Annotated in this window: 21 protein-coding genes; 13 read left to right on the forward strand and 8 right to left on the reverse strand. The window is 59.9% G+C overall.

Going from position 1 to position 26649, the window contains the following annotated elements:
* The first annotated feature begins 62 nt into the window (after positions 1 to 62).
* The 9 genes from CQ015_RS12665 to CQ015_RS12705 all read left to right on the forward strand — a co-directional run bounded on the left by CQ015_RS12665 (position 63) and on the right by CQ015_RS12705 (position 11631).
* Complete coding sequence (locus tag CQ015_RS12665; protein ID WP_181150416.1) at positions 63 to 1031, forward strand: helix-turn-helix domain-containing protein; 969 nt, start codon at positions 63 to 65, stop codon at positions 1029 to 1031.
* Between the two features lie 1009 nt (positions 1032 to 2040).
* Complete coding sequence (locus CQ015_RS12670; RefSeq protein WP_219844308.1) at positions 2041 to 2709, forward strand: GntR family transcriptional regulator; 669 nt, start codon at positions 2041 to 2043, stop codon at positions 2707 to 2709.
* Between the two features lie 536 nt (positions 2710 to 3245).
* On the forward strand, positions 3246 to 4223 hold the full coding sequence (locus tag CQ015_RS12675) for an ornithine cyclodeaminase family protein (RefSeq protein WP_258138507.1): 978 nt from the start codon (positions 3246 to 3248) through the stop codon (positions 4221 to 4223).
* A 346-nt stretch (positions 4224 to 4569) separates the two neighbouring features.
* Positions 4570 to 5559: an ABC transporter permease gene (locus CQ015_RS12680; RefSeq protein WP_105650255.1), complete on the forward strand. Its 990-nt coding sequence runs from the start codon at positions 4570 to 4572 to the stop codon at positions 5557 to 5559.
* Between the two features lie 53 nt (positions 5560 to 5612).
* Positions 5613 to 7331 (forward strand): ABC transporter substrate-binding protein, encoded by a 1719-nt coding sequence (locus CQ015_RS12685; protein ID WP_105650256.1) that lies wholly within the window; start codon positions 5613 to 5615, stop codon positions 7329 to 7331.
* Positions 7332 to 7342: 11 nt separating this feature from the next.
* Complete coding sequence (locus tag CQ015_RS12690) at positions 7343 to 8344, forward strand: ABC transporter permease (RefSeq protein WP_105650257.1); 1002 nt, start codon at positions 7343 to 7345, stop codon at positions 8342 to 8344.
* Positions 8345 to 9358, forward strand: a complete 1014-nt coding sequence (locus CQ015_RS12695; RefSeq protein WP_258138473.1) for an ABC transporter ATP-binding protein — start codon at positions 8345 to 8347, stop codon at positions 9356 to 9358. It abuts the gene before it with no gap.
* On the forward strand, positions 9355 to 10350 hold the full coding sequence (locus tag CQ015_RS12700) for an ABC transporter ATP-binding protein (protein WP_105650258.1): 996 nt from the start codon (positions 9355 to 9357) through the stop codon (positions 10348 to 10350). Before CQ015_RS12695 ends, CQ015_RS12700 begins: the two co-directional genes overlap by 4 nt.
* A 57-nt stretch (positions 10351 to 10407) precedes the next feature.
* Complete coding sequence (locus CQ015_RS12705; protein WP_105650259.1) at positions 10408 to 11631, forward strand: amidohydrolase family protein; 1224 nt, start codon at positions 10408 to 10410, stop codon at positions 11629 to 11631.
* Between the two features lie 282 nt (positions 11632 to 11913).
* Here CQ015_RS12705 and CQ015_RS12710 read toward each other — a convergent pair whose 3' ends face one another.
* The 3 genes from CQ015_RS12710 to CQ015_RS12720 all read right to left on the reverse strand — a co-directional run bounded on the left by CQ015_RS12710 (position 11914) and on the right by CQ015_RS12720 (position 15020).
* Positions 11914 to 12672, reverse strand: a complete 759-nt coding sequence (locus tag CQ015_RS12710; protein WP_181150417.1) for a 2-keto-4-pentenoate hydratase — start codon at positions 12670 to 12672, stop codon at positions 11914 to 11916.
* A 543-nt stretch (positions 12673 to 13215) separates the two neighbouring features.
* Positions 13216 to 13842: a response regulator transcription factor gene (locus tag CQ015_RS12715; protein WP_105650261.1), complete on the reverse strand. Its 627-nt coding sequence runs from the start codon at positions 13840 to 13842 to the stop codon at positions 13216 to 13218.
* Entirely contained in the window at positions 13839 to 15020 is a 1182-nt protein-coding gene (locus CQ015_RS12720; RefSeq protein ID WP_219844309.1) for a sensor histidine kinase, read from the reverse strand. Before CQ015_RS12720 ends, CQ015_RS12715 begins: the two co-directional genes overlap by 4 nt.
* Positions 15021 to 15147: 127 nt before the next feature.
* Between CQ015_RS12720 and CQ015_RS12725 the strand changes: the two genes are divergently transcribed.
* The gene (locus CQ015_RS12725; protein WP_219844310.1) at positions 15148 to 15675 is read left to right on the forward strand and encodes a DUF4822 domain-containing protein; all 528 of its coding nucleotides are present in this window, start codon (positions 15148 to 15150) and stop codon (positions 15673 to 15675) included.
* A gap of 340 nt (positions 15676 to 16015) precedes the next feature.
* Here CQ015_RS12725 and CQ015_RS12730 read toward each other — a convergent pair whose 3' ends face one another.
* Entirely contained in the window at positions 16016 to 17353 is a 1338-nt protein-coding gene (locus CQ015_RS12730) for an amidohydrolase family protein (protein WP_105650262.1), read from the reverse strand.
* 306 nt (positions 17354 to 17659) lie between these two features.
* Here CQ015_RS12730 and CQ015_RS12735 point away from each other — a divergent pair, with 306 nt between their 5' ends.
* Positions 17660 to 19126 carry a chlorohydrolase family protein gene (locus CQ015_RS12735; RefSeq protein WP_105650263.1) on the forward strand — a complete coding sequence of 489 codons (1467 nt, stop codon included), beginning with the start codon at positions 17660 to 17662 and terminating at the stop codon, positions 19124 to 19126.
* 460 nt (positions 19127 to 19586) lie between these two features.
* Positions 19587 to 20072, forward strand: a complete 486-nt coding sequence (locus CQ015_RS12740; protein WP_219844311.1) for a DUF4262 domain-containing protein — start codon at positions 19587 to 19589, stop codon at positions 20070 to 20072.
* 811 nt (positions 20073 to 20883) lie between these two features.
* Here the strand turns inward: CQ015_RS12740 and CQ015_RS12745 are convergent.
* Positions 20884 to 21084, reverse strand: coding sequence for a hypothetical protein (locus CQ015_RS12745; RefSeq protein WP_105650264.1), 201 nt, complete (start codon positions 21082 to 21084; stop codon positions 20884 to 20886).
* Positions 21085 to 21367: 283 nt separating this feature from the next.
* Here CQ015_RS12745 and CQ015_RS12750 point away from each other — a divergent pair, with 283 nt between their 5' ends.
* Positions 21368 to 22213: a CoA ester lyase gene (locus tag CQ015_RS12750; protein WP_105552849.1), complete on the forward strand. Its 846-nt coding sequence runs from the start codon at positions 21368 to 21370 to the stop codon at positions 22211 to 22213.
* A 109-nt stretch (positions 22214 to 22322) separates the two neighbouring features.
* On the opposite strand, the gene ald is transcribed toward CQ015_RS12750, so the two are convergent.
* From ald to CQ015_RS12765, 3 genes are all read right to left on the reverse strand, one after another.
* Entirely contained in the window at positions 22323 to 23450 is a 1128-nt protein-coding gene (gene ald / locus CQ015_RS12755) for an alanine dehydrogenase (protein WP_105650265.1), read from the reverse strand.
* A 527-nt stretch (positions 23451 to 23977) separates the two neighbouring features.
* A complete protein-coding gene (locus CQ015_RS12760) occupies positions 23978 to 25492 on the reverse strand; it encodes a sodium:alanine symporter family protein (RefSeq protein ID WP_105552851.1) in 1515 nt (504 codons plus the stop codon).
* Positions 25493 to 25673: 181 nt separating this feature from the next.
* Positions 25674 to 26525 carry a fumarylacetoacetate hydrolase family protein gene (locus tag CQ015_RS12765; protein WP_105650266.1) on the reverse strand — a complete coding sequence of 284 codons (852 nt, stop codon included), beginning with the start codon at positions 26523 to 26525 and terminating at the stop codon, positions 25674 to 25676.
* Positions 26526 to 26649: the final 124 nt, after the last annotated feature.

The following is a 26649-nucleotide window of genomic DNA, read 5'->3' on the forward strand; positions in this document are numbered from 1 at the left end:
GTCTACTTTCTGTCACCACGGTTCATCCGAGAGTCTGTCGTAAAGGTGCAATGATGCTAAGTGTGTTAGGACTTAATGAACTGCAGGAGCGTGCCTATCGGCAGCTCGTGGAATTGCCCTCCGCCGCGGCTGAGAACCTCGCGAAAATACTCGAAGCGGACCTTGGCGATGTGCGCCTGACATTGGAGTCCTTGGAAACTCTCGGGCTCGTCGCACGTTCGATTGCGACGCTGGATCACTTCATCGCCTCGCCTCCGGAATTAGCGCTTGGCTCACTCATCGTGGAACAGCAGCAAGACCTGCGAAGGGCCGAACTCGAACTTCATGCCTTGAACGGTTTGTTCCAGAGGGCTGCGACTGGCCGGGCCGGGCTGGATGTCATTGACATAGTTCGCGGGCCACAGGCCGTAGCCCAGCATTTCGCCCAGCTGCAGCGCGGGGCCAAGCAAACCGTGTGGGCCATGGTGAAACCGGACGTCACGGTGGTGGAATCCGAAGACAACACCGACGAGGGCGCGGCCTTGGAGCGCGGTGTTAAATACAAAGTGATTGTTGAATCCCAAGCCTTCAACAAACCCGGCTTTGCCAATCAAGTTGCCATGACCGCAGCGACGGGTGAGGAAATCCGCGCAACCGACTCTCTTCCGTTGCGAATGCTCATCGCAGATCGAGAATTGGCTCTGCTCCCGCTGAATTCGGAATCAGCGGCAAACAGCGAAATTGGTGCATTGCTGATCCGTCCCAGCGGACTATTGGATGCAATGTGTGCCCTCTTTGAATTGAGCTGGAAGCAGGCGCAGCCAACCTACTTGCCGGCCAATGATTTGGGAACGGCGGAGTCGCTCGACGAGATAGACCGTCACCTTCTTGTTTTGCTGCGCGCGGGAATTACCGACAAGGCGATGGCCGGGCAGCTATCGGTGAGCTTGCGAACCATTCAGCGCCGGCTTCAGCTGTTGATGAATCGTGCTGAGGTCAGTACCCGGTTTCAATTGGGTGTGGCTGCCGCGCAACGTGGATGGATCGAATAGTTCCATGCCCATGCCCATGCATACGCTATCTAAAATGAGAATGTAACCATTAGCCAAGTTCACAAACGATGTCCGGCGAGGCAACGAAAAACCCGTCCTTGAGTAGTGGCAGTTCCACTCAGCCTATGTGTGGACGAAGACTAAGAACTCTATTGCGCAACCGCAGTGAATGACTGAGGCGTCGACTCACAAGTTCCTCGACTGTTCAGAAACGCTGAGGCAACGAGGTGTATTCACATTGAACCAACTGTTGGGGCAGTAGCGCTGGTACTTGCCGTTGCAAGGACGGGCGGCACCTTGTTGCGAAATCGCCTTCGAGTGGCGCCATGAAAATTGGCATCTATCTGCCCCAAATACGGCCGCGAATCGGACTCAAGCGGAGCCGGGCTGGGGCGTATCGAATACAAACGCGGCGGCATCATGGCTAAGGCGGCAGAGGGATGCATGACGTAGCTCTGACCTGTGTCAGTACGAGCTGGCGCCTCCAGGATTTGCTGTATTCGATGACCAGGCAGCGGATGAATTTAACTTTGGTTCGGGGTTTCAGAGCGTGCTGGCACATAGCTGGGTAAATCGGGATATATCCACATCGAAGCCAATTCGCACGGTGGCAGGTAAACCGGTGTTTCTGCGCCGGCGTGCTATTCGGCCATCAGTTCTTATGCCGTGCCCGGATATTCGGAGCTGCAACTCAACACGTTGCGCTGCCCTGCTAGTCCTTCGGCTCATAGAAATTGAGCGTTCGTCGGCGGCTGCCAGATGGATCTCCACATCGTTGAGTGTAACTGTGCGATCGACCAGTTTTCTGGCATGGTGGCAAAACGCGACTCGGCTAAATCTTCGCAAGCCCGTCGGCCACCGCTGAAACTCGAAGGGCCGGCCAGGCGCAAAACGATGTAGGATTTCCTGCCCGGTGATACTTCGCTGGACAATGGACTTTGAACACAGGGCTGGATATTGGGTTGAACCCTTAGGATAGAGCCAAAGAGCACCGGAAGTAGGGAATGGATTGACCGACAAGGACTTTGAGCCCGAATCCGTCCGCGCCATCGAGCGCATCAGGAACGAGATCATTGACGGTGTGCGCCCACCGGGCAGCCGGCTGGTCGAACGCGAACTGGCCGACGAGCTGGGGGTTAGCCGGCTTCCCATCCGCGACGCCTTACGTGCACTGGTCTCCGAAGGTCTGGTTACTCCTCGGCCGAGGAGCTGGGCCACTGTCCGGGAGTTCACCGCACCGGACATTGCTGACCTATTGGAAGTGCGCAGCGCCCTGGAGACTGTGACGTTCTCCCTTGCGGCCCAGCGGCATACCCGCCACGGGTTGGCTGAATTGCGCGAGGTGCTTGACGAGGAGCTCGTCGCGGCCAGGGCGAAAGACTATATCACTGCTCGCCGCGCCGGGGCACGCTTCCACGAGGTGGTGATCCAACTGGCCGGCAACGATTTGCTCAGCGAAGTGCAGGGGTCGCTCGCCTCGCGGATGCGCTGGCTGTTGGCCCAGCATGACGAACTTGAAGTGATGGCCGAGGAGCACGAGCAACTCTATGAAGCCATCGCTGGGCGCGATATTGTCCGCCTGCAGCAGTTGGTTCAACAGCACCTGTCCACCAGCCGTGGCAGCGTCACCGAGAAACAAGCCCGTGAAGATTCCTCAACCGCCAGGGAGAGCCAGTAGCGGTCCGCTGGCAGAAGCGGCTGCGGATAGCTATCACTTGGACGAGCGGCGTCAAGTCCTTGGTCTGACCTCGTTTGATGATTTCAGGACTTCTGCGGCGTGGGAAGGGCGGTTTCCTGCGAGTTTCGAGAAATTTCCACCCGGCGCAGGCATCCTGCAGGGATGCGGGTGATCCCGTCGAAGCAAACGATCTGTTGCTGATGAACCGGGCAACACCGGGCGTGGCCGACACGGAATTTGCGCGCGTCTACGCATGATGAAAGCTTTTCGGGCGTCGCTCCTGCGGCGACCACATGCTGGCGTAGGCGTAGCGTGAGTGGCGCGGTTGCGGAATCAACTGGCATCCGTAGGACAGCGGTTCCGCGTCCAGATCGAAAAATGGACATTATTTGGTATACGCATACCCATTGGTAATATCGAACACCCACTTAAAGACACTGATTTTGCATGTCTAAGTCTGTTTTTTGGGATACCAAATGAGCTAAGGTGAGTTTAAATAAACCCCTTCGCTCTGAAAGTAGTCCCTGATGACCCTCATGCTTAGTGCCTCAGTGCTTCACGAAGTGCTTGATATGCCTTCCACTGTCGAAGCCGTAGACCAGATTTTCTGCGATATTGCTCTTGGAACTGCCACCCAGCCAGCCCCATCCGCCATGGGGGTCCCCGGGGTGGATTCCAGCTTCATCGTCATGCCCTCGGTGGCAGCCACGCCGTCACTGGCATCGGTCAAGCTACTAGCCGATATTCCCTCTAACGCCGAGCGGGGCCTTCCCTCGCAGCGGTCGTTGATTATGCTGGCGGATCATGTGACCGGCTCTCCGTTGGCCATTCTCGACGGCCGGGTGCCCACTCGGATTCGTACCGCCGCGGCTACCGCGGTCGCCACGCGGCACCTTGCGCGTGCGGGCTCGAAGGTCCTTGGGCTAGTGGGCGCCGGAAACCTTGCCGTGGAACACGTCGTTGCGCTGCGCTGCGTAATGGACGTTGAAAAGATCGTTGTGTGGTCCCGTACGGCCCAGCGCATAGCGGAATTCACCTCTGCTGTGGCCGGGTATGGCCTCCAAGTCGAAGCGGCCGCAAGTCCTGAAGAGGTCATCGGGCTCAGCGATGTTGTGTGCACCTTGACTCCGTCGGTGCAGCCAATTATCGCGGGTCGGTGGTTCCGCTCGGGGCAGCACATAAATGCCGTGGGAGCACGTCCGCGTCCCAGCGAGCGCGAAATTGATGCCGAGGGCATGGCCCGTGCGCGCGTTTTTGTGGATCATTGGGGTACCGCTGAGGCTAAATCCGGCAACTATCTCCTGGCGTTGGCCGAGGGCGCCATCACCAATGAAAGCGCGGCGGGGGAGCTCGGTGCGGTAGTAGCTGGGCAGATTGCCGGACGCTGCGACGATCAAGAGATTACGCTGTTCAACTCGGTGGGGATTGGCGCACTCGATCTTGCTGTCGGGAAACTGGCATATGAGCGTGCTCTGGAGCAGGGCCTGGGCCAGCACGTCGATCTGAGCAAATAGCGCGACTATCGCGGCTATTGAGGATCCTTGAAGACCACTTCCTACTGTTGTGGTATCCCATCGTTGTCGATCCTGCGGGAATTCCGAGTTCTGGAAATTCCATTGCAAACAACTGATGCTTCACGCGTTGCGGCGAATCACTGGCCTCTCTAGCCCATAAGATTCGTGAAATTTATCCACGGTTTTGCGGCCGTTGAATTTTGCGACTTCTGCCGTATTTGTGTGCAGATATCGAAATCCAGATGCTGAACTCCCGACTATTGTCTATTTTGGTATTCCAAATTTCCCTTTTTTGGTATACGGTTTTCTTGTTACCTAGATCACTCAATCGCAAAGGGGGTTGGCCATGACCACAACGGTTCCGAAGCCAGCGGCAGCCAAATCGGTACCCACCGGCCGTTCGCTGATTGCCACCGCCTGGATGCGCATCCGCAGAAGCCGGATTGCTATGGCAAGCTTGGTCGTCGTGATCGCTATGATCCTGTTCGCGGTCCTGGCACCGGTGCTCGTAGCCATAGAAGGCCAAGATCCCCACACCACCAACACGTCACCGGAGGTCCTCGACGGCTTTTATAACCCGGGGCTTCCGCTGCCGCAGTACATGTATCCCAGCGCAGAGCACTGGCTCGGTGTCGAACCAGGTCTCGGACGGGACCTGTTCGCCCGCCTGGCCTATGGGGCACAGGTCTCGCTGGTCATCGCATTGCTCTCCACCTTAGTTTCGGTGGTGCTGGGCACCGTTCTCGGGGCGACCGCCGGGTACTTCGGTGGCAAAGTCGATATGATCATTAGCCGGATCATGGACTTGTTTCTCGCCTTCCCTCATCTTCTACTGGTGCTGTCCATCGCACCGATCATGCAATCCCGGCTGGCGGGCACCGATCTGGGCAGCGGATCATTCGTGCCGATTGCCTCGCTGGTGATAGTCCTTGGCTTCTTCGGCTGGGCCTACTTGGCCCGCGTGGTCCGAGGCCAGGTGCTAATGATCCGAGAGCAGGAATACATCGAAGCTGCCAAATCCTATGGCACCAAGAACAAGTCGATGATCCTCAAACAAATCGTCCCGAACGTCACCGGCGTCGTGCTGGTCTATGCCACCATGATGATCCCCACCAACATCACCGCCGAAGCGGCGCTCTCGTTCCTCGGCGTAGGCGTTAAAGACCCCACTCCGTCGTGGGGGCAGATGCTCAACGCGGCACAGGCCGGCAACTGGTATCTGTCGGACCCATGGTTCCTGGCGGTACCCAGCATTGCCCTGATCATCACGGTTCTGGCCTTCAATATTCTGGGTGACGCACTGCGCGATGCGCTGGACCCCAAGTCCTCGCGCTAATTCCCAATAACCACCATCACCACTCGCTCCCAATGATCCTGAGGAGGAATCTAATGCTTTCGCGAGCTACCAAACTATTATCCGCCGCGGTGGTCATATCCCTGGCTTTGACCGGGTGCGCCGGCGGGGCCAAGGGGCAGCAAGGATCCGAAGGGGCGCCATCGGACCCCTACGCGCCGGTAGTTGTTCAGCCGGACTTCGCCGAAAAGGGCGGCAACATCAACGTTCTGATGTCCTCAGACTTCGCGACGCTGGACCCGGGGAACTCGAACTACGTGCAGACCGCCAATGTGGGGCAGCTGTATTACCGGACCCTGACTATGGCGAAGGAAACCGCAGGCCAACCTCCGGAAATTGTTGCGGATCTGGCCACGGATACTGGAACGGTATCCGAGGATGGGCTGACTTGGACCTACACCCTCCAAGAAGGACTAAAGTTCGAGGACGGTTCGCCTATTACAGCAGAAGACATCAAGTACGGCGTCGAACGCACTTACGCCCGCGACGTGTACACGCAGGCACCGCAGGAACTGAACTCGGCGCTGACCGACGAAGGCTACAAGGGGCCGTACTCCGATGGGGATCTCGAAGCCATTGAAACCCCGGATGACCGAACCATTATTTTCCACCTGAAACAGCCGTTCGCGGAGTTCCCGGCCTTGGTCTCGCGTTCCAACACCGCTCCGGTACCGGAGGAAAAGGACACCAAGCAGGACTACACCAACCATCCAGTATCCTCCGGACCCTACAAGATCAAGAACTATGACCGTGGCCGCGAGTTGATTCTGGTGCGCAACGAAAACTGGGACCCGGCCACCGACCAGCATCGCTCGGCCCTACCCGACAGCTTCAGCTTCAGCCTGTCAAGCTCGCAGTCCACTATCTCGCAGAAACTCATTTCAGATGCCGACCCGAACGCCATCACCCTGGATTCTAATGGGGCCATGCAAGCCTCGGATGCCGCAAGCCTGAACGACCCGAAGGTCGCAGAACGCACGGCCGGCGGTTTCCTGGGGTGCATCGACGTACTGGGTCTGAATACCGAAACCGTTGAGGACCCGCAAGTTCGCAAGGCCATCGCTCTAGCCATGGACCGTGCAGCGATCCAAGTCCAGTATGGCGGCGCGCGTTTCGGCGAACTGGTAACCAGCCAATTGACCGACCAGATGGTTGGAGTCACCGAGCAGCGCACGGACTTGTCGGCCGATGGCACCCCGAAGCTTCAGGAAGCCAAGGCCCTCTTGGAGGGCAAGGAATTTCCGAAGAAGCTGGTCTATGGATATGCAAACTCCGTTGAGCGCTATAAGAACATCGGCACCGTGCTGCAACAGAACCTGAAGGAAATTGGAATCGCTCTGGAGCTGCGTCCAATCCCAGCCGCCAACTACTACTCCACCTTGGCCGGTGAGGGCATGCCGGATATCGCCCGTTCCGGCTGGTGCGGCGGGGCCGACTCGTCCTCGGCCCGGATGACCGTTGATCCGAATCTGGGCCCTTCCCTGGACGGCAAGACCTACGGCTTTAGCAATATTCCGCGATACTTCGATGAGGAATTGTCCAAGAAAATGCATGAACTGCGCGGCGCGAACGGCACTCCTGAGGAACTTGGGGCCAAATGGTCTGAGCTCTACAACGAAGTCATGGCCGACTACCCGCTGGTCCCTACCATTCACAGCTACACGAATTCGGTGGTCGGATCCAATATCCGAAATGCACAGGTTGGCTACTTCTTCGGTGCCATTGACCTGAACTCGGTCGGCGTCGCTCAGTAAGGAACACGCTCATGGTCAGTTTCCTCTTGCGCAGGCTCGGCGCGATGCTGCTGTTGCTGCTCACGGTCAGCTTCATCACCTTCACCCTCTTCCACTTCGGTCCGGCAGATCCCGCTTCGGCGGCCTGCGGGCAGCAGTGCACCCCCGAACGCGTTGAGCAGGCGCGGGTCGCGTTGGGCCTGGATAAACCGTTCTTCGTCCAGTATGTTGCCTTCCTCTCCGGTCTGGTTGGACCGCGTTTGCTCGGCGCCGCGGGGGCTGAACAATTCTGTGCCTGGCCTTGCTTGGGCAAGAGCTTCCAGACCAATGAGAACGTCACGGATATGATCGCCAACGCCTTGCCGTATACCCTCTCACTGGCGGTCGGGGCAGTACTGCTGTGGACCATTGTGGGTGTCGGGCTCGGGCTGTTCGCCGCCCTGCGCAAGGGCAGGCTGGCCGACCGGGTTATCGTCGGGGCGGCCTCCATTGGAGTTTCGCTACCCATCCCGGTTACCGGTTTGGTACTGCTGCTGGTATTCGTCGGAACTCTGGGCTGGCTACCGTTCACCACCAACCAAATCGTGGCACCGTGGGGCGAAGCCGGCTTCGGTGCCTGGGTGGCCAATTATTTTCTGGCCTGGGTTGCCTTGGCCGTCTTATTCTCGGCTCAGTATGTGCGCATCACCCGTAACAACATGATCGAAACCTTCGCCGAGGATTTCATGCGCACGGCGCGGGCCAAGGGGCTGTCGCGAAGGAGAATTGTCTTCAAGCACGGTGTGCGAGCCGGAATCACCCCGATCATCACGATGCTGGGCTTGGATCTCGGCTCGCTGCTGGGCGGAGCGGTGCTCACCGAACAGATCTTTTCGGTGCCCGGACTCGGATTCACCGCGGTGCACGCGGCCACCAGCGGAGATCTGCCGGTCACGATGGCAATTACCATGTTGGCGGCATTCTTCATCATCTTCTTCAATGTCATTGTGGACGTGTCCTACGCGTTTATCGATCCGAGAGTACGGGTGAATTAATTGGAACCGCTGCTGACGGTCAACGAGCTGACCGTAAAGTTTCCCACCGATGACGGAATGGTCGCCGCGCTCAACGGCATGGAACTAACTCTTGGCCGAGGCGAAACGGTGGGCCTGGTCGGGGAATCGGGCTCCGGCAAATCCGTGACCAGCCAGGCGATTATGGGACTGTTCAAGGAATCCAGCGCCCAGGTGGAGGGGCAAGTGCTGTTCGAAGGAACCGACCTGCTGCCGCTAGGCGAAGATGCCATGCGCGCCTATCGTGGAAAGAAAATGGGCATGATCTTCCAGGACCCGCTCTCTGCGATGCACCCTTTCTACACCGTCGGCTCGCAGATTGCCGAGGCCTACCGGGTGCATAACAGGGTCTCCCGAAAGACCGCTCGCCAGGTGGCCATCGACATGCTCGGCCGGGTTGGAATCCCAGACCCCAAGCGTCGGGTGGATAGTTATCCGCACGAATTTTCCGGTGGTATGCGGCAACGAGCCATGATCGCGATGGCGTTGGTGTGTGAACCGGAGCTGTTGATTGCCGACGAACCGACAACGGCTCTTGACGTGACCGTCCAAGCCCAGATCCTGGACCTGATTTCAGAGCTGCAAGCGGAAACCAACTCGGCGGTTATCTTCGTGACCCATGATCTGGGCGTGGTGGCCCAGCTGTGCCAGCGTGTGGTGGTGATGTATGGCGGGCAATGCGTGGAAGAGGCAAATGTCCATGAAATCTTCCAGCGTCCCTCCCACCCGTACACTCGGGGGTTGATGGCCTCCATGCCGCATTTGTCCACCGAGGCCAACCGGCTCACCCCGATTCCGGGGGCGCCGCCAGCACTGTTGTCTCTGCCAACCGGATGCATCTTCGCGGACCGTTGCGATTTTGCCAGCCTGGTTCCGGACGGGCGCTGCCAGAACCACCGCCCCGAACTGCGCAGTGACGGGTCGCATGCGGTGCGCTGTCATGGCCACGAATTGCACTTGCTGGACGATACGAGTCTGATCGGAGCCGGTTCATGACTACCCCTTTACTAGAAGTCAACAACCTCGCCAAGCATTTCCCGACCAAGGGTGTTCTTGGGCGGACCACCGGTGCGGTCAAGGCAGTAGATGGGGTGAGCTTCACCCTTGAGCGCGGCACCACCCTGGGGCTCGTGGGGGAATCGGGGTGCGGTAAATCCACCACCGGCAAGGTGCTAATGCGACTGCTGGAACCCACCAGCGGCAGTTTCAGACTCGACGGGGAAGAAATCAGTGGCCTGCGCGGACGCCAGCTCGATGGGTTCCGCCGCCGCGTGCAGATGGTCTTCCAGAATCCGGCTTCGTCTTTGAACCCGCGCCAGTCCATTGGAGCTGCGATCGCCGCCCCATTGGTGGAGCAACGAATCAGGGTTCCCGGGGGCATCAAGGCGAAGGTCGCAGACCTGATGAACCGGGTGGGCCTGCGCCCCGAGCACGCCAATCGCTTCCCCCATGAATTCTCCGGCGGCCAGCGCCAGCGCATCGGCATTGCTCGCGCCCTCGCCCTGGATCCAGACGTGGTGATATGCGACGAGCCGGTCTCCGCACTGGATGTCTCGGTGCAAGCCCAGGTAGTGAACTTGCTCAAGGATATCCAAGCCGACACCGGAGTTTCCTACATTTTCATCGCCCATGATCTGGCCGTGGTCAAGCACATGGCTGATGAGGTCGCGGTGATGTATCTGGGCAAGATCATGGAGCAGGCACCGGCCCGCGAGCTGTTCGCTGATCCGCGCCACCCCTACACCCGGGCGCTGCTTTCAGCCGTGCCAAGCGTGGATCTGGAGGCCAATCTGACCGAGCGCATTAGATTGCGCGGAGACTTGCCCTCGCCCAGCGATCCGCCCTCGGGGTGTGTATTCCGCACCCGCTGTCCGGCATACCTGCTGCTAGATGAGCCAGGACGCCAGCGCTGCGCTCGCGAAGTCCCCACAGGCCAGATGGCCTGCCATTTTCCCGAAGCGCAACTGGCTATGGCCCAGAGTGGCTGACGATACCCTGAAGCAAGTCATCTAAATTTTCACATTTCACCGAAGGAAACCTACGTCGTGCTTATCAGCAATGCCCGCCCCTGGGGCCGGCCCGCCAGTGACATCCTGGTCAAGGATGGAATAATCGCCGCAGTCACCGCGCATGACCCGAAGCGCCAGCTGGAGGCCGGGGACGTGGTTGGCGGCGGACGCATACTCATCCCTTCATTCTCCGACGTGCATGTGCACTTGGACTCAACCCGGATCGGGCTGCCGTTCCGTGAACACACGGGCCGGCCCGGAGTCTGGGGCATGATGAGCAATGACCGGGAGAACTGGAGAAACGCAGAAATCGGCATCACCGAACGGGTGGCCGGCACGCTGGAACGCATGATCGCTCGCGGCACCACGCGCGTGCGTTCCTATGCCCAGGTGGATGTGGACTGCAAGCTGGAAAAGTATGAGGCAGTGGCAGCCGCCAAGGAGAAATTCGCCAACGAGGCTGACGTACAGATCATGGTTTTCCCGCAAGCAGGCATCTTGCTCGAAGCAGGTACCGAAAAGTACCTGGAGGAGGCGCTGAAGCTTGGAGCCGACGTGATGGGCGGCATCGACCCGTGCGAACTGGATCGCGATCCGGTCCGCCATCTCGACGTGGTCTTCGGCCTGGCCGAAAAATACCATACCGAAATCGACATCCACCTGCACGAGCGCGGCACCCAGGGGGTGTTCTCCGCCGAATTGATTGCGGAGCGAACCCGGGCCCTGGGCATGCAGGGCAAGGTCACGATCTCCCACGCCTATGAACTGGGCAGCGTCGACGATGCCACCAGTCGCCGCCTGATCAACACCTTCGCCGAGCTAGATATCGCGATGACCTCCGTGGCGCCAAACACCTCCAATCATCTCCCCTTGGTGCAGTTGACCGAGGCAGGCGTGCGCTTTGGTCTAGGCGAAGATGGACAGCGCGACTACTGGAGCCCCTATGGCAATTGCGACCTGCTGGATCGAACCTGGCAGCTGGCTTTCGTCAACGGGTATCGCCAAGATGAACTGATCGAGCATTGCCTCGCGGTGGCCACGGTCGGCGGCGCGTCCATCATGGATCATGACGTGCCTCGTCTGGCCTCTGTGGCAGACCGCCCGGGTGTTGCGGCAGGCGACCGTGCGGATCTCGTGCTGCTTGCGGGGGAGACCGTAGTTTCCACGGTGATGGACCGCAGCAATGACCGCACCGTCATCCACGACGGCCGAGTGGTGGCCGACGGACTGGAGGTCCTCGGCGTAGCGAACAGCTACTGAGCATTGGCTCTTCGCTTTGTCTCCGTCGACCGGCTCGCGAACTGGACCGGAAAGTTCACCTCGCCGGTTTTCGGCTACTTCATCAATGGCTGCGTTGCAGGCGGACGCACGGGCTGATCTGGTTGGCCCAACCGGCCGCCAGCGCTGACCGGTTGGGCTTTCCGCCGCATGGTTTGATGTGGCTGAGCGGCTGCCATAGCACCGGCTAGTCGAGCCTCGAATGACGGCGTGAATATTGCAGGTTGCCTTCCGGACGAGTGCCTATGAACGGCGACGAAGGCTCTAGCGGAAGTTCGCGCTGACGCTCCCCGCACAATCGATCGTGGCGGTTGCCGAGCTCGAAGAGCCCAGCGGAACTGGGATGTTCATTGAACCACTGAGGACGATGTCACCGGCCCTGAGCCCGGCGCCGGCGGCTGCAAGATGGCGTGCTAGCCAGGCTACCGACTCCAACGGGTTGCCCAACACGGTCTCCGTCGAACCGGGGTACTTTGAAGTTCCCACGGTGAGCAGGCTCGTGGCCTCGGCAATGTTCGTTGGCAGGGGGACCGGTTCGCCCACGAAAGCCGCAGCAGCATTCGTGTTGTCGGCGATCAATAAGGACAGATTTGCCGCGCCGCCGCTCCAGCGGCTGTCCACAATTTCAATGGCCGGCGCAACGGCCTTGGTCGCCGCGATGATGTCTTCGAGGGTTGCGTTCGGATTATTGAGTGGTTCGCCGATGATGAAGGCGATCTCGGCTTCCACCAGCGGGTTTCTTAACTTCCCGGTGTCTAGGGTTCCGCCCGCTGGCAGGAGGGTGCCGGCCAGTAGGTACCCCTGAACGGGGTTTACGGTTTCGAAGGATTCACGAACTGCAGCAGCGGTGAGGCCGACTTTGTATCCAACTACGCGTTCGCCTTCAGCAATCGCTAGCGCGCGGCCAGTCGCGGCGATCTCGACGGCAAGATCTAGTTCAAGTGTTCCTGCTCCGACAGCCGAGACGGCGACGCCAGTGCGCGTCGCTTGGCGCAGATTGCGTGCAATAGTTTGTATGCTCAACGCTTCCATGTCTACCTTCCATTGAATGAATACTGAACGACTGGTCCTGGGTGCGGAGCGGTGGTGTCACCGCGTGATCGGGTGCGCAGTTGTTGCTTTGGGGATCCTGCGAGAAGCCCTCTGGGTCCCTGTTTCCTAGCCCTACTACGATCATGGCCTATCGCATAATGAAAAAGAAATATCATTACGCGGAATTTGAATGCATTTCATCGGTAGCTGTACGTTTCGAGCAACGGTTTCGCAATGCAAGGGCTAAGGCCAAGTTCACGTAGTTAGCGCTGAAGCTAAAGTCCCTGCTGATGATATTCGCGTCGAGCGCCAGCTCCGGGGCGCGGCGTTGGAACGGTCTGCAAGTGGCCCGCGCGGAGACTGAGTGCTTGGAAGATTGCACGAAGGACCTTGGGATAGCCCTTCGTACTACGCTGCTATGCGATGCAAGGTCCGTTGGGGATGAGGTAAGTTGCCATTTTGCTGCTGGAGGCACGGCAGATCGTTGAGGCAGCGGCGGTGCGCCGCTTCAAAGGTCGCAGTGATCGCAGGGCGCTAGGCGCGGCGGATAATGCGCTGGGCGATCGCCGCGGCCACCGCGCCGGCGCGCGAATCGGTCTGAAGCTTGGCGTAGATGTGCGCCAGGTGGGACTTCACCGTGCCCTCGGAGACGAATAGCGACTTGGCGATCTCCTTGTTGCTCTTGCCCTCGGCAAGGAGCTCCAACACATCGACCTCGCGGGCGGTGATCTGCGGGGCCGAGTTGGCGTTGCGCTTGACCAAGGTCGCTGCGGCCAGCGGAGCTAGCACCGTCTCCCCGCGCGCCACGGAACGCACCGCGGCAAATAGTTGAGCTGGGGGAGTGTCCTTGAGCAGGTAGCCCAGGGCGCCGGCCTCCAACGACTTGAGGATGTCGCTTTCGGTGTCATAGGTCGTCAGCACGAGTACCTGCGGCGGGTTGGGCAGGGCGCGCAGCGAGCGGGTCGTTTCAATGCCGCCCGGGCCAGAACCCAAGTGCAGATCCATCAGCACCACATCGGGAGCTTGCTCGCTGACTAGCTGCAGAGCGCTTTGCGCGTCATGTCCCTGGCCAACCACCTCGATGTCCTCGGCGGCGTCCAGAAGGGCGACGAGCCCGGCGCGGACCACTGGATGATCGTCGACTAAGGCAATGCGGATCATATTTCCTCCCACGGGAACACTACCGACAGCGTCGTGCCCTCACCGGGGGAACTGTCGAGGGTAAAGGTACCATTTAGCGCCAGCGCACGCGTCTTGAGCCCCGGCAACCCGTGGCCGCGCAGCGAAGGCATGGATTTCGCTTGGGCGTTGAAGCCCCTGCCGTCGTCCCGAATGTCGACCAGCAGCGCCTCATCCGCAAAGGTCAAGGTGACCATGGCGCGCTCGGCCGCGGCATGGTCGCGCACGTTGGCAAGCGCTCCGCGCACCGTGTAGATCACCGCTTCCGCCAGCGGGGCAGGGATTTTTCGTGCTTGTCCCTCAATGCGGAGCCCCAGCTGAGCACTTGCGCAGGGTTGCGCGACGATCTGCTCCAACTGGGTGCGCAGCGATGCGGGAGTCAGCGAGCTGAGGGACTCCTCCGCCATATCCCGCACTACCCGGCGCACCGCGTCCAGCGCGCTGCGCGAGGTCTGCGCCGCGGTACGCACCCGCTCGCGGGCCACCTCACTGCCCCAGGATTGCTCGGCGGCCAGCAAGAAGAGATTGATGCTGGATAGATCCTGTCCGATTGAATCGTGGATGTCGCGTGAAAGGCGGGCACGCTCGGCCACCGCACCGGTGCGCCGTTCGGCGCTAGCCAGATCCGCCTGGGCTTGGAGCAGGTCATCGACGGCTTTCGCCCTGGCACTCGACTCCCGCTCCAATTCACGGTACGCAATGACCGTGACCAGTCCAATGCCGATCGGGCCGACAACGAGCGTCGGATCGATGGCCGTACCTACTCGAAGCCAGCCGGCAGTTATCGTGAGCATCATCGAGCAGACGACGACAGCAGCCAGCTTGAAGGGCAGCACCTGCAATACCGCAAAAGCGATGGGTACCGAACACCAAGCGAAGCTCGGCGCAAGGATGACCAGCGTGGCCCAGAGCAGAACCACAACCAGACTCCAGGCCATGCCCCAGCGATGCCGGGTCGCCAGTGGCCGCAGGGCATATGCAAGCACCAGCGCGAGCGTACCCAATAGAACCGGCAATCCGTCGGAAAACAGATCATGACGCTCGTGATAGCGCAACGCACTGGAAATCACGAGGATCGCGAAGATGAGATGCAGCCAACGGTCAAGACGCCGCATTTGCCCTAGGATCCCACGGCGTTCAACCTGCTCGACAGTATTCATAGATTCGTATCTTACTTTCCGATATCCCCCATTTGGCTATTTCTTGATAGCCACCTGCTAGATGTTGGCACGAGCAACTTCTAGCAGGATTAAAGCAGCAAAGAAAACCGCAGATCAAAGGATCAACATGAACATCAAATCCAAGCCATCCAAGGCAATCACCGCTATGGGCTCCGCAGTCCTGGCCATGGGCCTGTTGGCCGCCTGCAGCAGCGGCGCGGCCACCGAAGCCCCAGCGTCCAGCTCGACGCCCTCCGAATCTGTCACCCAGAACCCGTCACAAGTGTTGTCCGCCACGGCTTGGCAGACCACAGGCGCGGTGGACCAGGACGGCAATAACGTTGCGCTGACCGACGAGACGGCCAAGAACTATGTGGGCTATGCCTACTTCAAAGACGGTGGCGAGTTCACCATGTACACCCTGGATGATGAACCGAAAATGCACGGTGATTGGACCGTATCCGAGGATGGTAAGACCCGCCATATCGTGGCCAAAGATGATGCTGGCAAAACCCTGTTCGAGCGAGAGTCGGAAATCACTGCGCTGACCGGCGACGAATTCACTTACCGCAGCTACCCCGAAGAGGGCAACCAGGACTTGTACGTGGACATCATCCATACCCCTACCGATCATGAAGAGCCTGCCAACGATTAGCCAGCAAACCGCTGCGCTTCAGCGTCTGGAGATGCACAAGCCACCGGGGCGTTTTGCTTCGGTGGCTGGTGCGTCGTGTCGCTGGGCGGTGGTCTGGACAGACTAGTCAGATGCCAGCGCGGTGAATTCGAAGCTGCTTCGGAGATGCCGGTACGGATCCAGCGCAATCGATGAGCAATCCTGCGACGTGCAGACCGGTGTGCGGATGGAACGGGACTGACTATGTCTGAGCCCTGCCAGTGGCTTTGCCAGGGAACTGCGGTGGGATGCTGTTTTCGGATTGGATACTAAACGCAACGGGTGTTCGGAAGAGTCCGGACACCCGTTGTTTTCAGTAGTGTCAGGCCGCGTCGTTGCGCACAATGGCTCCTTGGGCGACGACCAATTGAACATCCGAAAGAGCCGTGGACCGCTCCAACGGGTTGCTTCCCAGAAGGACTAGATCCGCTACGCCACGGTGGACCAGGCGACCCACACCTTGCTTGTGCACGCCGAGCATCCGCGCGGGCGCAGTGGTGATGGACTGCAATGCCTTCAGCTGGCTAAGGCCAGCTTTGGCCAAGGAATTGGCTTCGTCGCCAATCGCGGTCACATCCGTGCCGAAGGAGTCGGTGCCGGCGATGACAGTGACGCCCAACTCGTCGGCGGCCCCCACGGCTTTGGCCAGGATCGGGGCGTATTCGCGGCCGCGTTCGGCCAATACCGGATCGCTGGACTGGGCCATGCCCGAAATGCCGAAGAGAGTCGGGGTGAAGTACGTTCCCTTGCCTGCCATGCTGGCTAGTGTTTTCTCGTCAACGAAGACGCCATGTTCGATACTTTGGACGCCGGCGGCTACGGCTCCGGCAATTGCCTTTGCGCTATAGCTGTGGCATAAAACCCCGGCACCCTTGGCCGCATGGACTATGGCAGCCAGCTGTTCGCGATCATAGACCAGCTCCAGGGGATCTTGATCCGCAAGGCCCGCCCGGGGATTGGCGCGGGTCTTGATCACGGTAGCTCCCCGGCTGATATTGACTTTGGTCAGATGCGCCAGTTCCGACACGGTGGTCAATTGGTGGCGAGAGGAAGCCAGTGGAGCCAGATCTGGGTCGGCGAGAATAGAGTCGGATTGGTCAGGCGAGACGAAGAGACCCGCAGCATGCATGCGTGGGCTGAGTCCGGCGGCGTATTTCGGGATCTGGGCCAGCGCGATGTCCTGGTAGAAGCTGGTCGATCCGCTGCGTACCGTGGTGGCCCCGTGGCTGAGAATCAGCGAGGCATCTTCAAAGGTCTGGGCGTGGACGTGGGCGTCGACGAAGCCGGGCAGGATGAACTTTCCTGCAGCCTCGATTGTGGTCGCCGAATTGCGGTACTCGGCGACCGCTCGGCGGGTGGACGCGCGGTCGCCCACCGCTTGGACCTTGCCTTCGGCGAGAACGACTACGGCATCTTCGGTTACCTGACCCGTGGTCGGATCGATGAGTGTGCCTCCTTTGATAATCACCGGTGCTGGATGCGTTGAATTCGCCCGCCGAGCCGCCGGCGCCGTATCGCCATTGGTTTTTGCTGCATGCGCCGGGGATGGAATCATGCTCGCGAGCCCGAGTCCCGCCAGGGCCGCGGCTCCGGCGAGGACGTGTCGGCGCTGAAGCTGTGATTGTGGCACTGGGCCGGAGGTGTGATCGTGTTCGCACATGGGTGCTCCCTTTCCTTGGGTCTGCTGGGATCCATCCTATGGATCTCCGGTCAAGAAAACCATATGGAATACCAAAATTAAGCAATTTAGAATGCAAGTCTTGGCGCTAAGACCTGTCGCATACAAGGCATTCCAGTGTTTGCTGTGACAACAAAGCGGCGCGCTGAGCGGCCGGTTTTCCTTAAGGCGTGATCACTTTAGTATCCCAAAATGACCTGATGTTGGGTAGGGTAGATCGCGGAGCTTCCGGCCCGGAGGCCCGCGGCAGCGGCCAGCGCAGAAGAACCTAGAAGGAGCATCGATTAAATGGGACAGATTACCCGTGTGAAGGCGTCCTTTGTCATTGGTTTTGAAGCGGGGGACCACTGTATATGGCCGCAGGGTGAACTGGTTCACGAAGAAGAACGCATCATCTTCGTGGGTCGGGGCTACCAAGGGCGCGTTGATGTCGAGGTGGATGCCGGGCACGCGATTCTGTCGCCGGGATTCATTGATATGAACGCTTTAGCCGATATCGATCACGCCTTGTTCGACTCGTGGCCAGCTCGCGATCGGCGGCTCGGGCTGGTCTGGTCTGAAACCTACTTGAAGCAACATGGCTCGGTTTTCACCGAGGAAGAGGAAATGTTCCGCCGGCAATATGCGCTCAGCCAGTTGGTGCGCAATGGCATCACCACGGTCATGCCGATTGCGGCCGAAACCTACAAACCGTGGTGCGAAGACTACGAAGACATGGCCCAGCTGGCTCAGGCCGTTCGACAGCTGGGCCTTCGTGCCTATCTGGGGCCGAGCTACCGTGCGTTGGTGCCCTATACCGACGGGAGAGTGGTCAAACTATTTGCTGACGAAGCCAAGGGCATCGAAGGCTTGCGCCAAGCGGTGACGTTTGCCGAGGATTTCGAAGATACGGCCAACGGATTGATCCGGGCAGCCCTGCTGCCGGCCCGTATCGAAACGCAGACCGAACGCACCCTGAAAATGACGCGGGCTGCGGCAGATGAGTTGGATGTTCCGGTCCGGCTGCATGCGGCGCAGGGGCTAGGCGAAATGGAGATCATCTATCAACGTACGGGAAAGCGTTCGATTCCCTATCTGGACGACATCGGGTTCCTCAAGGAACGAACCTTCATCCCGCATGCGTGGACGGTCCCTGGCCATCGGCACATGCCGGCCGAACTCGGCAGTGGGGATGACATCTCGCGCCTGGCTGCAAACGGCACGTCGGTCGTTTACTGCCCGATACCCACGGCCCACTATGGCGGTGGCCTTGATAATTTTGATGCCTATCGCGACAAAGGTGTTCGTGTAGTGATGGGAACCGATTCGGCGCCACCGAATATGATTCACGCGCTGGACCTGGCCATGGCCATGACCAAGACGCTCACGGCGGATCGTTCCAGCGCTCAGGCCGAGGACCTGTACCGTGCGGCCACCCTGGAACCTGCCCGGGCACTGGGACGGGATGATCTGGGTAGGCTGGCCGTCGACGCCCAGGCTGACTACTTCATTATGGACTTGGACGGCACTCACGTAGGGCCGCACGCTGACCCGATTCGCACGCTCGTCATGAATGGTGATGGCCGGGATATTTCCCGTGTGGTGGTGGCAGGGGAAACAATCGTCCAGGGTGGTGAAATCACTACCGTGGACACCAGCGACTACCAGTCGCGGGCCCAAGAGTTCATGGAGAAATACATCGCCTCGTTCACCGAGAGCGACTTTAAACGGCGCCCCACCAACGAACTATTCCCTTCCAGTTTTCCGGTGAAATAGCGCGTCGGCTTCGGCTCCGGGCGCGAGCCAGGCTGGCCATATTACCTCTGGAAGATTCGGCTCTTCGGCTTGGCATGGCGCCTCGACTTGCCGTGCCTGTATCGGTGGCAGCTAGCGGACCGGTCAGCTCCGGCCACCTCAGGGGTTGCTGCCCGAACCCAGTCGTTTGGGAAGGCGCCTTTCCAGCATTCCGGCGTTGAGCTCGAAGGCGCGAACGCGCAGCCAGGCCGATGATCACTACGCGGTTCCCACCACCGTGGATCGCTTGCCGGTAGCTGTGCTGGGGAGGTGCCGCTCGGTCGGCCGACGGTGCTCTTGAACTCACGGCGAGTCGCCAGCAATCGAAAGTTGCCCGGAGTTGCTGCCGGAGTTATCCACAAATTTCGAGTTGCTTGTCGCCAAGCTCAGCTGCGGGTCAACACTTGGAGTGTCAATAGGACGAAGCCCAAGGAGACCAGACATGTGCTTGCAATGTGATGGATTTTCAAACGAAGAAGTCGAACTGCAGATCACAAACACGATTCGCATGTACGGCAACGCGGTGCAATTCATCGAAAACCCCGACCCGACCAAGACCTTCGGCTACACCGTCGGACTGACCGCACACGGGCACCCGGAATTCCTGGTGCGAGGCCTGGATATGGTGACAACCTGCGAGCTGCTGAATCCATTGGCCCAGCGGGTCATTGCAACCGGTGAAATCTTCGGGCACCAGCATACTGCGCACTACCTCGGGCAGCAGCTGCTCTATTTCATGCGCATCCCCGATGCTGACGCCCACCTGTTGGAGGCCGTTGTGCGCTACGGTACCGCGATGACGGCATTGGAAATTCACATCATCGATTCCTGGCCGCCACCACCTGAGCTGTTGGCCGAAGCCGCCAGGAGGGATGGCACCGGCTGCGGCTCCGACACGTCTTGGTGGGGCAGACCCTCAGCAAACTAAACGGCCTGGCAACTCTGGATTCGTCGGTGTTCCGGTTCTCATGGACGAGTTTGCCGCGTGCACTGCACGTAATTGAGTAGGCGCATTGAACTACGGATCTTCAAGGCTGAAGGCGACCCGCACTACGAGAAACCGTGGCCGCGTGAGCAGAAGGGCCATGAGGTTATCGATCTGCGTGCCCCCGGCCTAGAGGACGAACGCCAAGGTAGAACTGTGCCATGCGGGGTGCACCCATGTTGTCTTGCACCTTGAGTACGGGGAACTACCGCAACACTTAGACATGTAGCCCGACTTCGCTTGGGCATTCAGTAGCGAAGAGGCGGAACAGTTCCCCCTACGCGTACCAAGCATGCGGAGTTGAGAACCGCGAAATCCACCACACCAGCGGTTAATCCTGCAAGGATCAAACGATCCGACAACGGTGGCCTGACGGAGTATGTTCTCTGGGTCCTTATCTTCCGCTGCGGCGACCCAATGCCGCCGATTCCGACGAGGGCGAAGGCTGCAATCTGGACTCCGCGACCAAACCCATGATTCCTTGGGGGAACAAGCCACCATGCCCCGGTTACGGAGGCAGAGCCTGTAACAATCATGACAAGCCCCACAACGAAAACGTCCATGCAGCGATGTTCTTGGCCGGTGGGAACCAGAATTCGGTTTCACCTTAAGCCTTCGCCGCGCGCAACCTTGGTCCCGCAGTCGGCAAGATGCGGCCTGAAACCGGGGACCACGGCTTTTGCTCTGTCCAACAGAATCCTGTGCATTGTGCGATCGCGGACACATTCGCGATCCTAGCCACCACCGAACGGAACTAGTGGGAACATCTGCTGAAAACCCAACCCATGCTCCGAGCGGGTGACCCCGCGGATTCAGAGAATTTCTTGTAGTCCAGCTTGTTCGGCAGCGTCTGATCCAAGGCGCGAATGGCGAAGAACTGCTTGAATCCAAGGATCTTCAAGGCATCATTGACCGAGGGGCCGTCGCACATTGTGCCGCCCGTTCCGCGAATCATCAGCTGTCGAATATCGCGGCTGGATAATCCTCGTTCGGTGTCCCGCCGTTCTTGTAGGCGATGAGTTTCCTCGGCCGAGGCGCCACGCAGTGCTCCCTCATGAGCCGCCCTCGCATGGCAGAAGGGGTGCATTTTGGAGACCGGACAAAACCCGTGCAATTAGCGATCCTTGGTCTGACCACACGCGGTCATGTTTCACTCCAAATTTGGGATGCGGTGCAAGTAGTGCTTGTGGATGAGTGTCGGTGGAGGACCGGCCAAAAAAGTGAGTAGGCTTGTAATTATGGCTTTCCGAAATCGTCGCGCTGCGGCTCTCCCAGCAAAATTATCCCGTTCGTGGCTTCTGGTCAACGCCGCCAAAGAAGAAGACTTCGGACCCGGCCTAGCTTGTGAAGCGGACTCGGTAATTTTTGATATGGAAGCTGCCGTTCCGGACGACAAAAAGGCCTTCGCCCGTGACAACGTGGTGCGCGCTCTATCCAACGGCATGACCGCCTGGGTGCGCGTTAACGGCACCGACACCGACTTCTGGGCCGATGATCTCGCGGCTCTCGCGGAAACTCCGGGCCTGCGCGGGGTCATGCTGGCCATGACCGAAAAACCAGAGCAGGTCACTTACACCGCGATGCGCTTGCGCGCAGGCACCCCGGTGCTCGCGCTGATCGAAACCGCCGTAGGCATCGAAAACGCCACGAACATTGCCTCGGCTCCGGGCACCTTCCGCCTGGCCTTCGGCGTGAACGACTTCCGCAAGGACACCGGTGTCTCCGATGACCCGTTGGCCCTGGCCTATGCCCGAGGCAAGCTGGTCATGGCTTCCCGCGTGGGTAAGCTGCCCGGCGCTATCGACGGCCCGCCGCCTGCCGGTGCAAGCGCAGCGAAAGTTACCGAAGATACCCTGGTAACCGCATCGATGGGCATGACCGGGAAGCTCTCCCTGTCCCGCGACCACGTCGATGGCATCAACGCAGCACTCGCACCAAGCGAGGACGAACTGTCCTGGGCCATGGAGCTGCTCGAAGCTCACGCGGCCGGTGCGTCGGTAGGCGACGGGTCCTACCTGCCGCGTCTAGCCCGTGCACAGAAGATCGCAGATCTGGCCGACTCCTACGGATTGTGGAACGCCTAGTCCGCAGCTGCGCTCCATTACCTCTCGTGCGCAATGGAACGGCCGGTAATTTGCATTCACCGGCCGTGCCACGACGAGCGGGCCTAGATACCCCTTCGGTCGCCGCGAATTAGACGAGCGACGCCGCGCCCAGCAGCTCTTCGATGGGCAAGTGGGGCAGGGAAAATTCGTCCGCCACCGATTTGAAGGTCACTTGGCCGTCGTGCACGTTCAGGCCGTTGGCCAGACCGGCGTCTTCGCGCAGCGCCTGCTTCCAGCCCTTGTCCGCGATACGCAGCGCATAGGGCAGGGTGGCGTTGGTCAGTGCCGCGGTGGAAGTCTGCGGGACGGCCCCGGGCATGTTGGCCACGCAGTAGTACACGGCGTCGTGGACCTTGAAGGTCGGTTCGGCGTGCGTGGTCGGGCGCGAACCTTCGAAACAGCCGCCCTGGTCGATTGCGATATCCACGAGCACGGAGCCCGGGCGCATGTGCTCGACCATATCGCGGGTGACCAGCTTGGGCGCAGCCGCGCCCGGGATCAGCACCGAACCGATGACCAGATCGGCGGCGGCCACCTCGGAGGCAATCGACAGTCGCTGCGAGGCCAGGGTCTTGATGCGGCCCATGAAAGCCAGATCGATTTCGCGCAGCCGGGAGAGGTTGATATCGATGATGGTCACGTCGGCCCCCATCCCCATGGCGATGGTGGCCGCATGCGTGCCGGCCACGCCGCCGCCGATCACCACAACCTTGGCCGGGCGCGTACCGGGCACGCCGCCCATCAGCACGCCGGCGCCGCCGTTGGGCTGCTGCAGCTGGACGGCACCAATCTGGGCCGCAAGGCGCCCGGCGACCTCGGACATCGGAGCCAGCAACGGCAAGGTGCGCCCCGACGTGACGGTCTCATAGGCGATGGCGGTGGAACCGGCGGCCAACAGCGCGTCGGTGCACTCTCGCGAGGCGGCCAGATGCAGGTAGGTGAACAGCAGCTGTCCGGAGCGCATGCGATGGTACTCCGCGGCGATCGGCTCCTTGACCTTCAAGATCATCTCCGCCTCGGCCCAGGTGGCATCCGCGTCGGCGGCGATGCGCGCGCCGGCCGCGAGATAGGCCTCGTCGGCATTCCCCGAGCCGACGCCTGCACCGGTTTCGACGATCACATCGTGGCCGCGGGTCACAAACTCGGACACGCCGGCTGGTGTCATGGCGACGCGAAATTCGTTATTCTTGATTTCCTTTGGGACACCAATGATCATGGCAGTCAGTCCTCTCGTGAGACATGTCGGGCAAGGACATCGAATCGATATCGGGACGATGCTCGCCGTAGTAGTTACTCACCAGATTAGAGTTTACAACGGGCTTAGTGGGGCTCTGCCGAATAATCTACGGTTATATCTAGAAAATCTGTTTTATATCGCAGAAGTTTTCCACTGAGTGGGCTGCGTCACCGTCAGATCTACGGGCTCCATAATCTGCGGAAATCGCTCGCCGAATTAGGAGAGCGGCTGTCGAGACTGGCCCGGCGCTGGAGGTTCCCTAAGCTGCCTGTCAGGCAATTTTCGGCTCTGGGTCATCATGTTGTGCGCCGTCGCTGGAGCAAAGTGGCGTCAATCCCTCGGGCATCAGCCTTTTGACGGCTCCGACCCGGAAGACGGCTGCTCCCGCGATGGTGGGACCAGCCAATTGCGTATGCGCTGAGGAGCAAAAAGGACTGCCGCCGTAGCGGCCCGAAAGGGCCGATACGGCGGCAGTCCTCGCAATGCGCGGTGCGGTTGCTTAGCGCTTAGCGTCGAGGCTCTGGATCATCCTGAACTTCGTGTGCTCCGCGATGGTGCGAAGAGCCAACCACGTTGCCGGCCTTCCACTCGGCCCAGCCTGGACGGCCGGACATGAAGTCCTCGATCTGGTCCTTGTTGGCTTCCAGCTTCGGGTCATTCTTCAGGTACCAGCGAGTTTCGCGGGCCACCATGCCGGAGAGGATCAGCAAGCCGATGAGGTTTGGCAGGGCCATCAGGCCATTCATCATGTCAGAGAAATTCCAGACCGGGGTCAGCTCGGTGGTGCAGCCGACGTAGACGACCAGCGAGAAGATCACGCGGAATGGCATAACGCCCTTGCGTCCGATGAGACGCTCGATGTTGCGCTCACCGTAGTAGCACCAGCCCAAGATGGTGGAGAAGGCGAACATGACCAGGCCAAGGGTCACGATCCAATGGCCCCATTCGCCCGGCAGGCCGTTGGTGAATGCCTCGCCGGTCATCAGCGAGGCGGCGATCTGTTCGCCGGTGGCCTCATCGATCAGCTTCCAGGTGCCGGTGGTGATGATGACCAGTCCGGTGCAGGTGACCACGATGATCGTATCGATAAAGGTCTGGGTCATGGAGACCAGGCCCTGGCGAACCGGGTGCGTGGTCTGCGCCGCGGCTGCGGCGATAGCTGCCGAGCCCATGCCGGATTCGTTGGAGAAGATACCGCGAGCCACACCGAACTGGATGGCGATGATGATGGCCGAGCCGACGAATCCGCCGACCGCCGAGGAGCCGGTGAAGGCGTCGGTGAAGATCTGGCCGAAGGCAGCTGGGATGCCGCTGACGTTGGAGATCAAGATGAAGATCGCTGCGGCCACGTAGAACACGATCATTACCGGAACGAATGCCGCGGTGACTCTGCCAATGGACTTGATGCCACCGACCAGAACTGCGATCGACAAGATGGTGAGAACCACGCCGGTGACCCATGGGATCACGTTGAAGGAGTTCTCCAAGTTGGCTGCAATCGAGTTGCCCTGGGTCATGTTGCCGATGCCGAAGCTGGCAAGGGTCGCCGCAATAGCGAAGAACAGCGCCAGGAACTTGCCGAATGGCCCCTTGATGCCGCGCTCAAGGTAGTTCTGCGGACCGCCGGACTTTTCACCAGCCGTGTCGGTGCCGCGGAAACGGACACCCAAGTAGGCTTCGGTGTACTTCGAAGCCATGCCGAGCAGGCCGGTGACCCACATCCAGAACAACGCGCCGGGGCCACCGATGCCGATGGCCGTGGCAACGCCGACGATGTTACCCGTCCCGACGGTGGCCGCCAGTGCGGTGGTGAGCGCCTGGAACTGCGAGACGTCGCCATCGGCGCCCGGGTCCTTGCGCTTGAAGATTCCTAGCCTGAGTGCCGGGATGAGTTTGATGAACTGCAATCCGCCGAGGCGGATGGTGAGGTAGAGGCCGGTGCCCAAGAGCAACGGGATGAGGACAAACGGTCCCCAAATGACCGAGGAGATATCTCCGAAGAGTGTTCCCAATGAGTCCATGAGTTCTAGATCCTTCGATGCGAGTGAGAAGCGATGATGACTGTCATCGTAGGTGACATCCTCAGTCATCCTACGTGATGGTGAGAGTCAAGTCACAAACGCTGTTTCGTGTCGCATTCGGGGTTAAAACGTTTCCCCGAGCCGTTGGGTGCGGCTCGGGGAAACTGGAATCCTGAAAGTACTAGGCGGAGGTGAACTTGACCGCCGAGGTGCCGAGCCCCTCGATGCTCGTTTCCAAGGTGTCACCGGCCTTGAGCCACGGGCGTCGTCCATGCTCGTCGCGGCGTCCCAAGGCAACGCCCGCTGGGGTGCCGGTGAGGATTAGGTCCCCGGGCTGCAGCTCGTTGATCACCGACAGGTAGGAGACCAGCTCGGCCGCGGAGAACACCAGATCATCGGTTGAGTCTTCCTGGACTACCGCGCCATTGACCTTTGTGGTGATTTTGGCTCCCGGGGTGAACTCTTCGGAGGTGACCAACCATGGACCCACCGGAGTCGACTTATCCCAGGCCTTGCCCTGCAGCCATTCGGTGGTTCGTCCCTGGAAGCCGCGCATGGAGACATCGTTGGAGACCGCGTAGCCGGCGATATGATTCTCCGCGTCTTCGATCGAGATCCGGCGTCCGGGTTTGCCGATGACGATGGCCAGCTCACCCTCATAGTCCATCCGGTAATCTTCGGCAGGAATTTCGACGGTGTCATTTGCTCCGCAGAGCGTGGAGGCGAATTTCGCGAAGACCGTGGGGAACTCAGGTTCTTCCGCTCCCACCTCGGCGATGTGGTTGCGGTAGTTCAGCCCAATGCAGTACACCTTGGCGGGGGTTGGGATCAGTGCGGCATAGTCTGCCTCGCCTTCGGCGATCGAATCGCCTACCAGCGCCCGGGCGACGACTTCTTGCTGCGTTGCATTATCGAGGCGCAAGAATTTTTGAACGTTGGCGAGATTTTCCAGATAGTAAAGACGGCCCTCTTCGATGACGGCCGCTGTCGTTAGGCCCGGTTCGGTGGTCAGTCGCACGGTAGCTAGTTTCATGTTCCTATCTCACTACATCCGCACCGTCTTGGCTAGCCTGCTGAGGGGGCTAAATAGGCCAAAACGACACTCATATTCGGCCAAGTCAAGCAAAGGTTTATCAAAACGATACTAAGGGAGTGGC

This window comes from Arthrobacter sp. MYb221 (assembly GCF_002979835.1).
Taxonomy (GTDB): Bacteria; Actinomycetota; Actinomycetes; order Actinomycetales; family Micrococcaceae; genus Glutamicibacter.

Bases quoted from the DNA above. Each gene is read 5' to 3' on its own strand.
- CQ015_RS12675 (WP_258138507.1), top strand. From the start codon at position 3,246: ATGCTTAGTGCCTCAGTGCTTCACGAAGTGCTTGATATGCCTTCCACT.
- CQ015_RS12680 (WP_105650255.1), top strand. From the start codon at position 4,570: ATGACCACAACGGTTCCGAAGCCAGCGGCAGCCAAATCGGTACCCACC.
- CQ015_RS12685 (WP_105650256.1), top strand. From the start codon at position 5,613: ATGCTTTCGCGAGCTACCAAACTATTATCCGCCGCGGTGGTCATATCC.
- CQ015_RS12690 (WP_105650257.1), top strand. From the start codon at position 7,343: ATGGTCAGTTTCCTCTTGCGCAGGCTCGGCGCGATGCTGCTGTTGCTG.
- CQ015_RS12700 (WP_105650258.1), top strand. From the start codon at position 9,355: ATGACTACCCCTTTACTAGAAGTCAACAACCTCGCCAAGCATTTCCCG.
- CQ015_RS12715 (WP_105650261.1), bottom strand. From the start codon at position 13,842: ATGATCCGCATTGCCTTAGTCGACGATCATCCAGTGGTCCGCGCCGGG.
- CQ015_RS12720 (WP_219844309.1), bottom strand. From the start codon at position 15,020: ATGAATACTGTCGAGCAGGTTGAACGCCGTGGGATCCTAGGGCAAATG.
- CQ015_RS12725 (WP_219844310.1), top strand. From the start codon at position 15,148: ATGAACATCAAATCCAAGCCATCCAAGGCAATCACCGCTATGGGCTCC.
- CQ015_RS12730 (WP_105650262.1), bottom strand. From the start codon at position 17,353: ATGTGCGAACACGATCACACCTCCGGCCCAGTGCCACAATCACAGCTT.
- CQ015_RS12735 (WP_105650263.1), top strand. From the start codon at position 17,660: ATGGGACAGATTACCCGTGTGAAGGCGTCCTTTGTCATTGGTTTTGAA.
- CQ015_RS12740 (WP_219844311.1), top strand. From the start codon at position 19,587: ATGTGCTTGCAATGTGATGGATTTTCAAACGAAGAAGTCGAACTGCAG.
- CQ015_RS12745 (WP_105650264.1), bottom strand. From the start codon at position 21,084: ATGATTCGCGGAACGGGCGGCACAATGTGCGACGGCCCCTCGGTCAAT.
- CQ015_RS12750 (WP_105552849.1), top strand. From the start codon at position 21,368: ATGGCTTTCCGAAATCGTCGCGCTGCGGCTCTCCCAGCAAAATTATCC.
- ald (WP_105650265.1), bottom strand. From the start codon at position 23,450: ATGATCATTGGTGTCCCAAAGGAAATCAAGAATAACGAATTTCGCGTC.
- CQ015_RS12760 (WP_105552851.1), bottom strand. From the start codon at position 25,492: ATGGACTCATTGGGAACACTCTTCGGAGATATCTCCTCGGTCATTTGG.
- CQ015_RS12765 (WP_105650266.1), bottom strand. From the start codon at position 26,525: ATGAAACTAGCTACCGTGCGACTGACCACCGAACCGGGCCTAACGACA.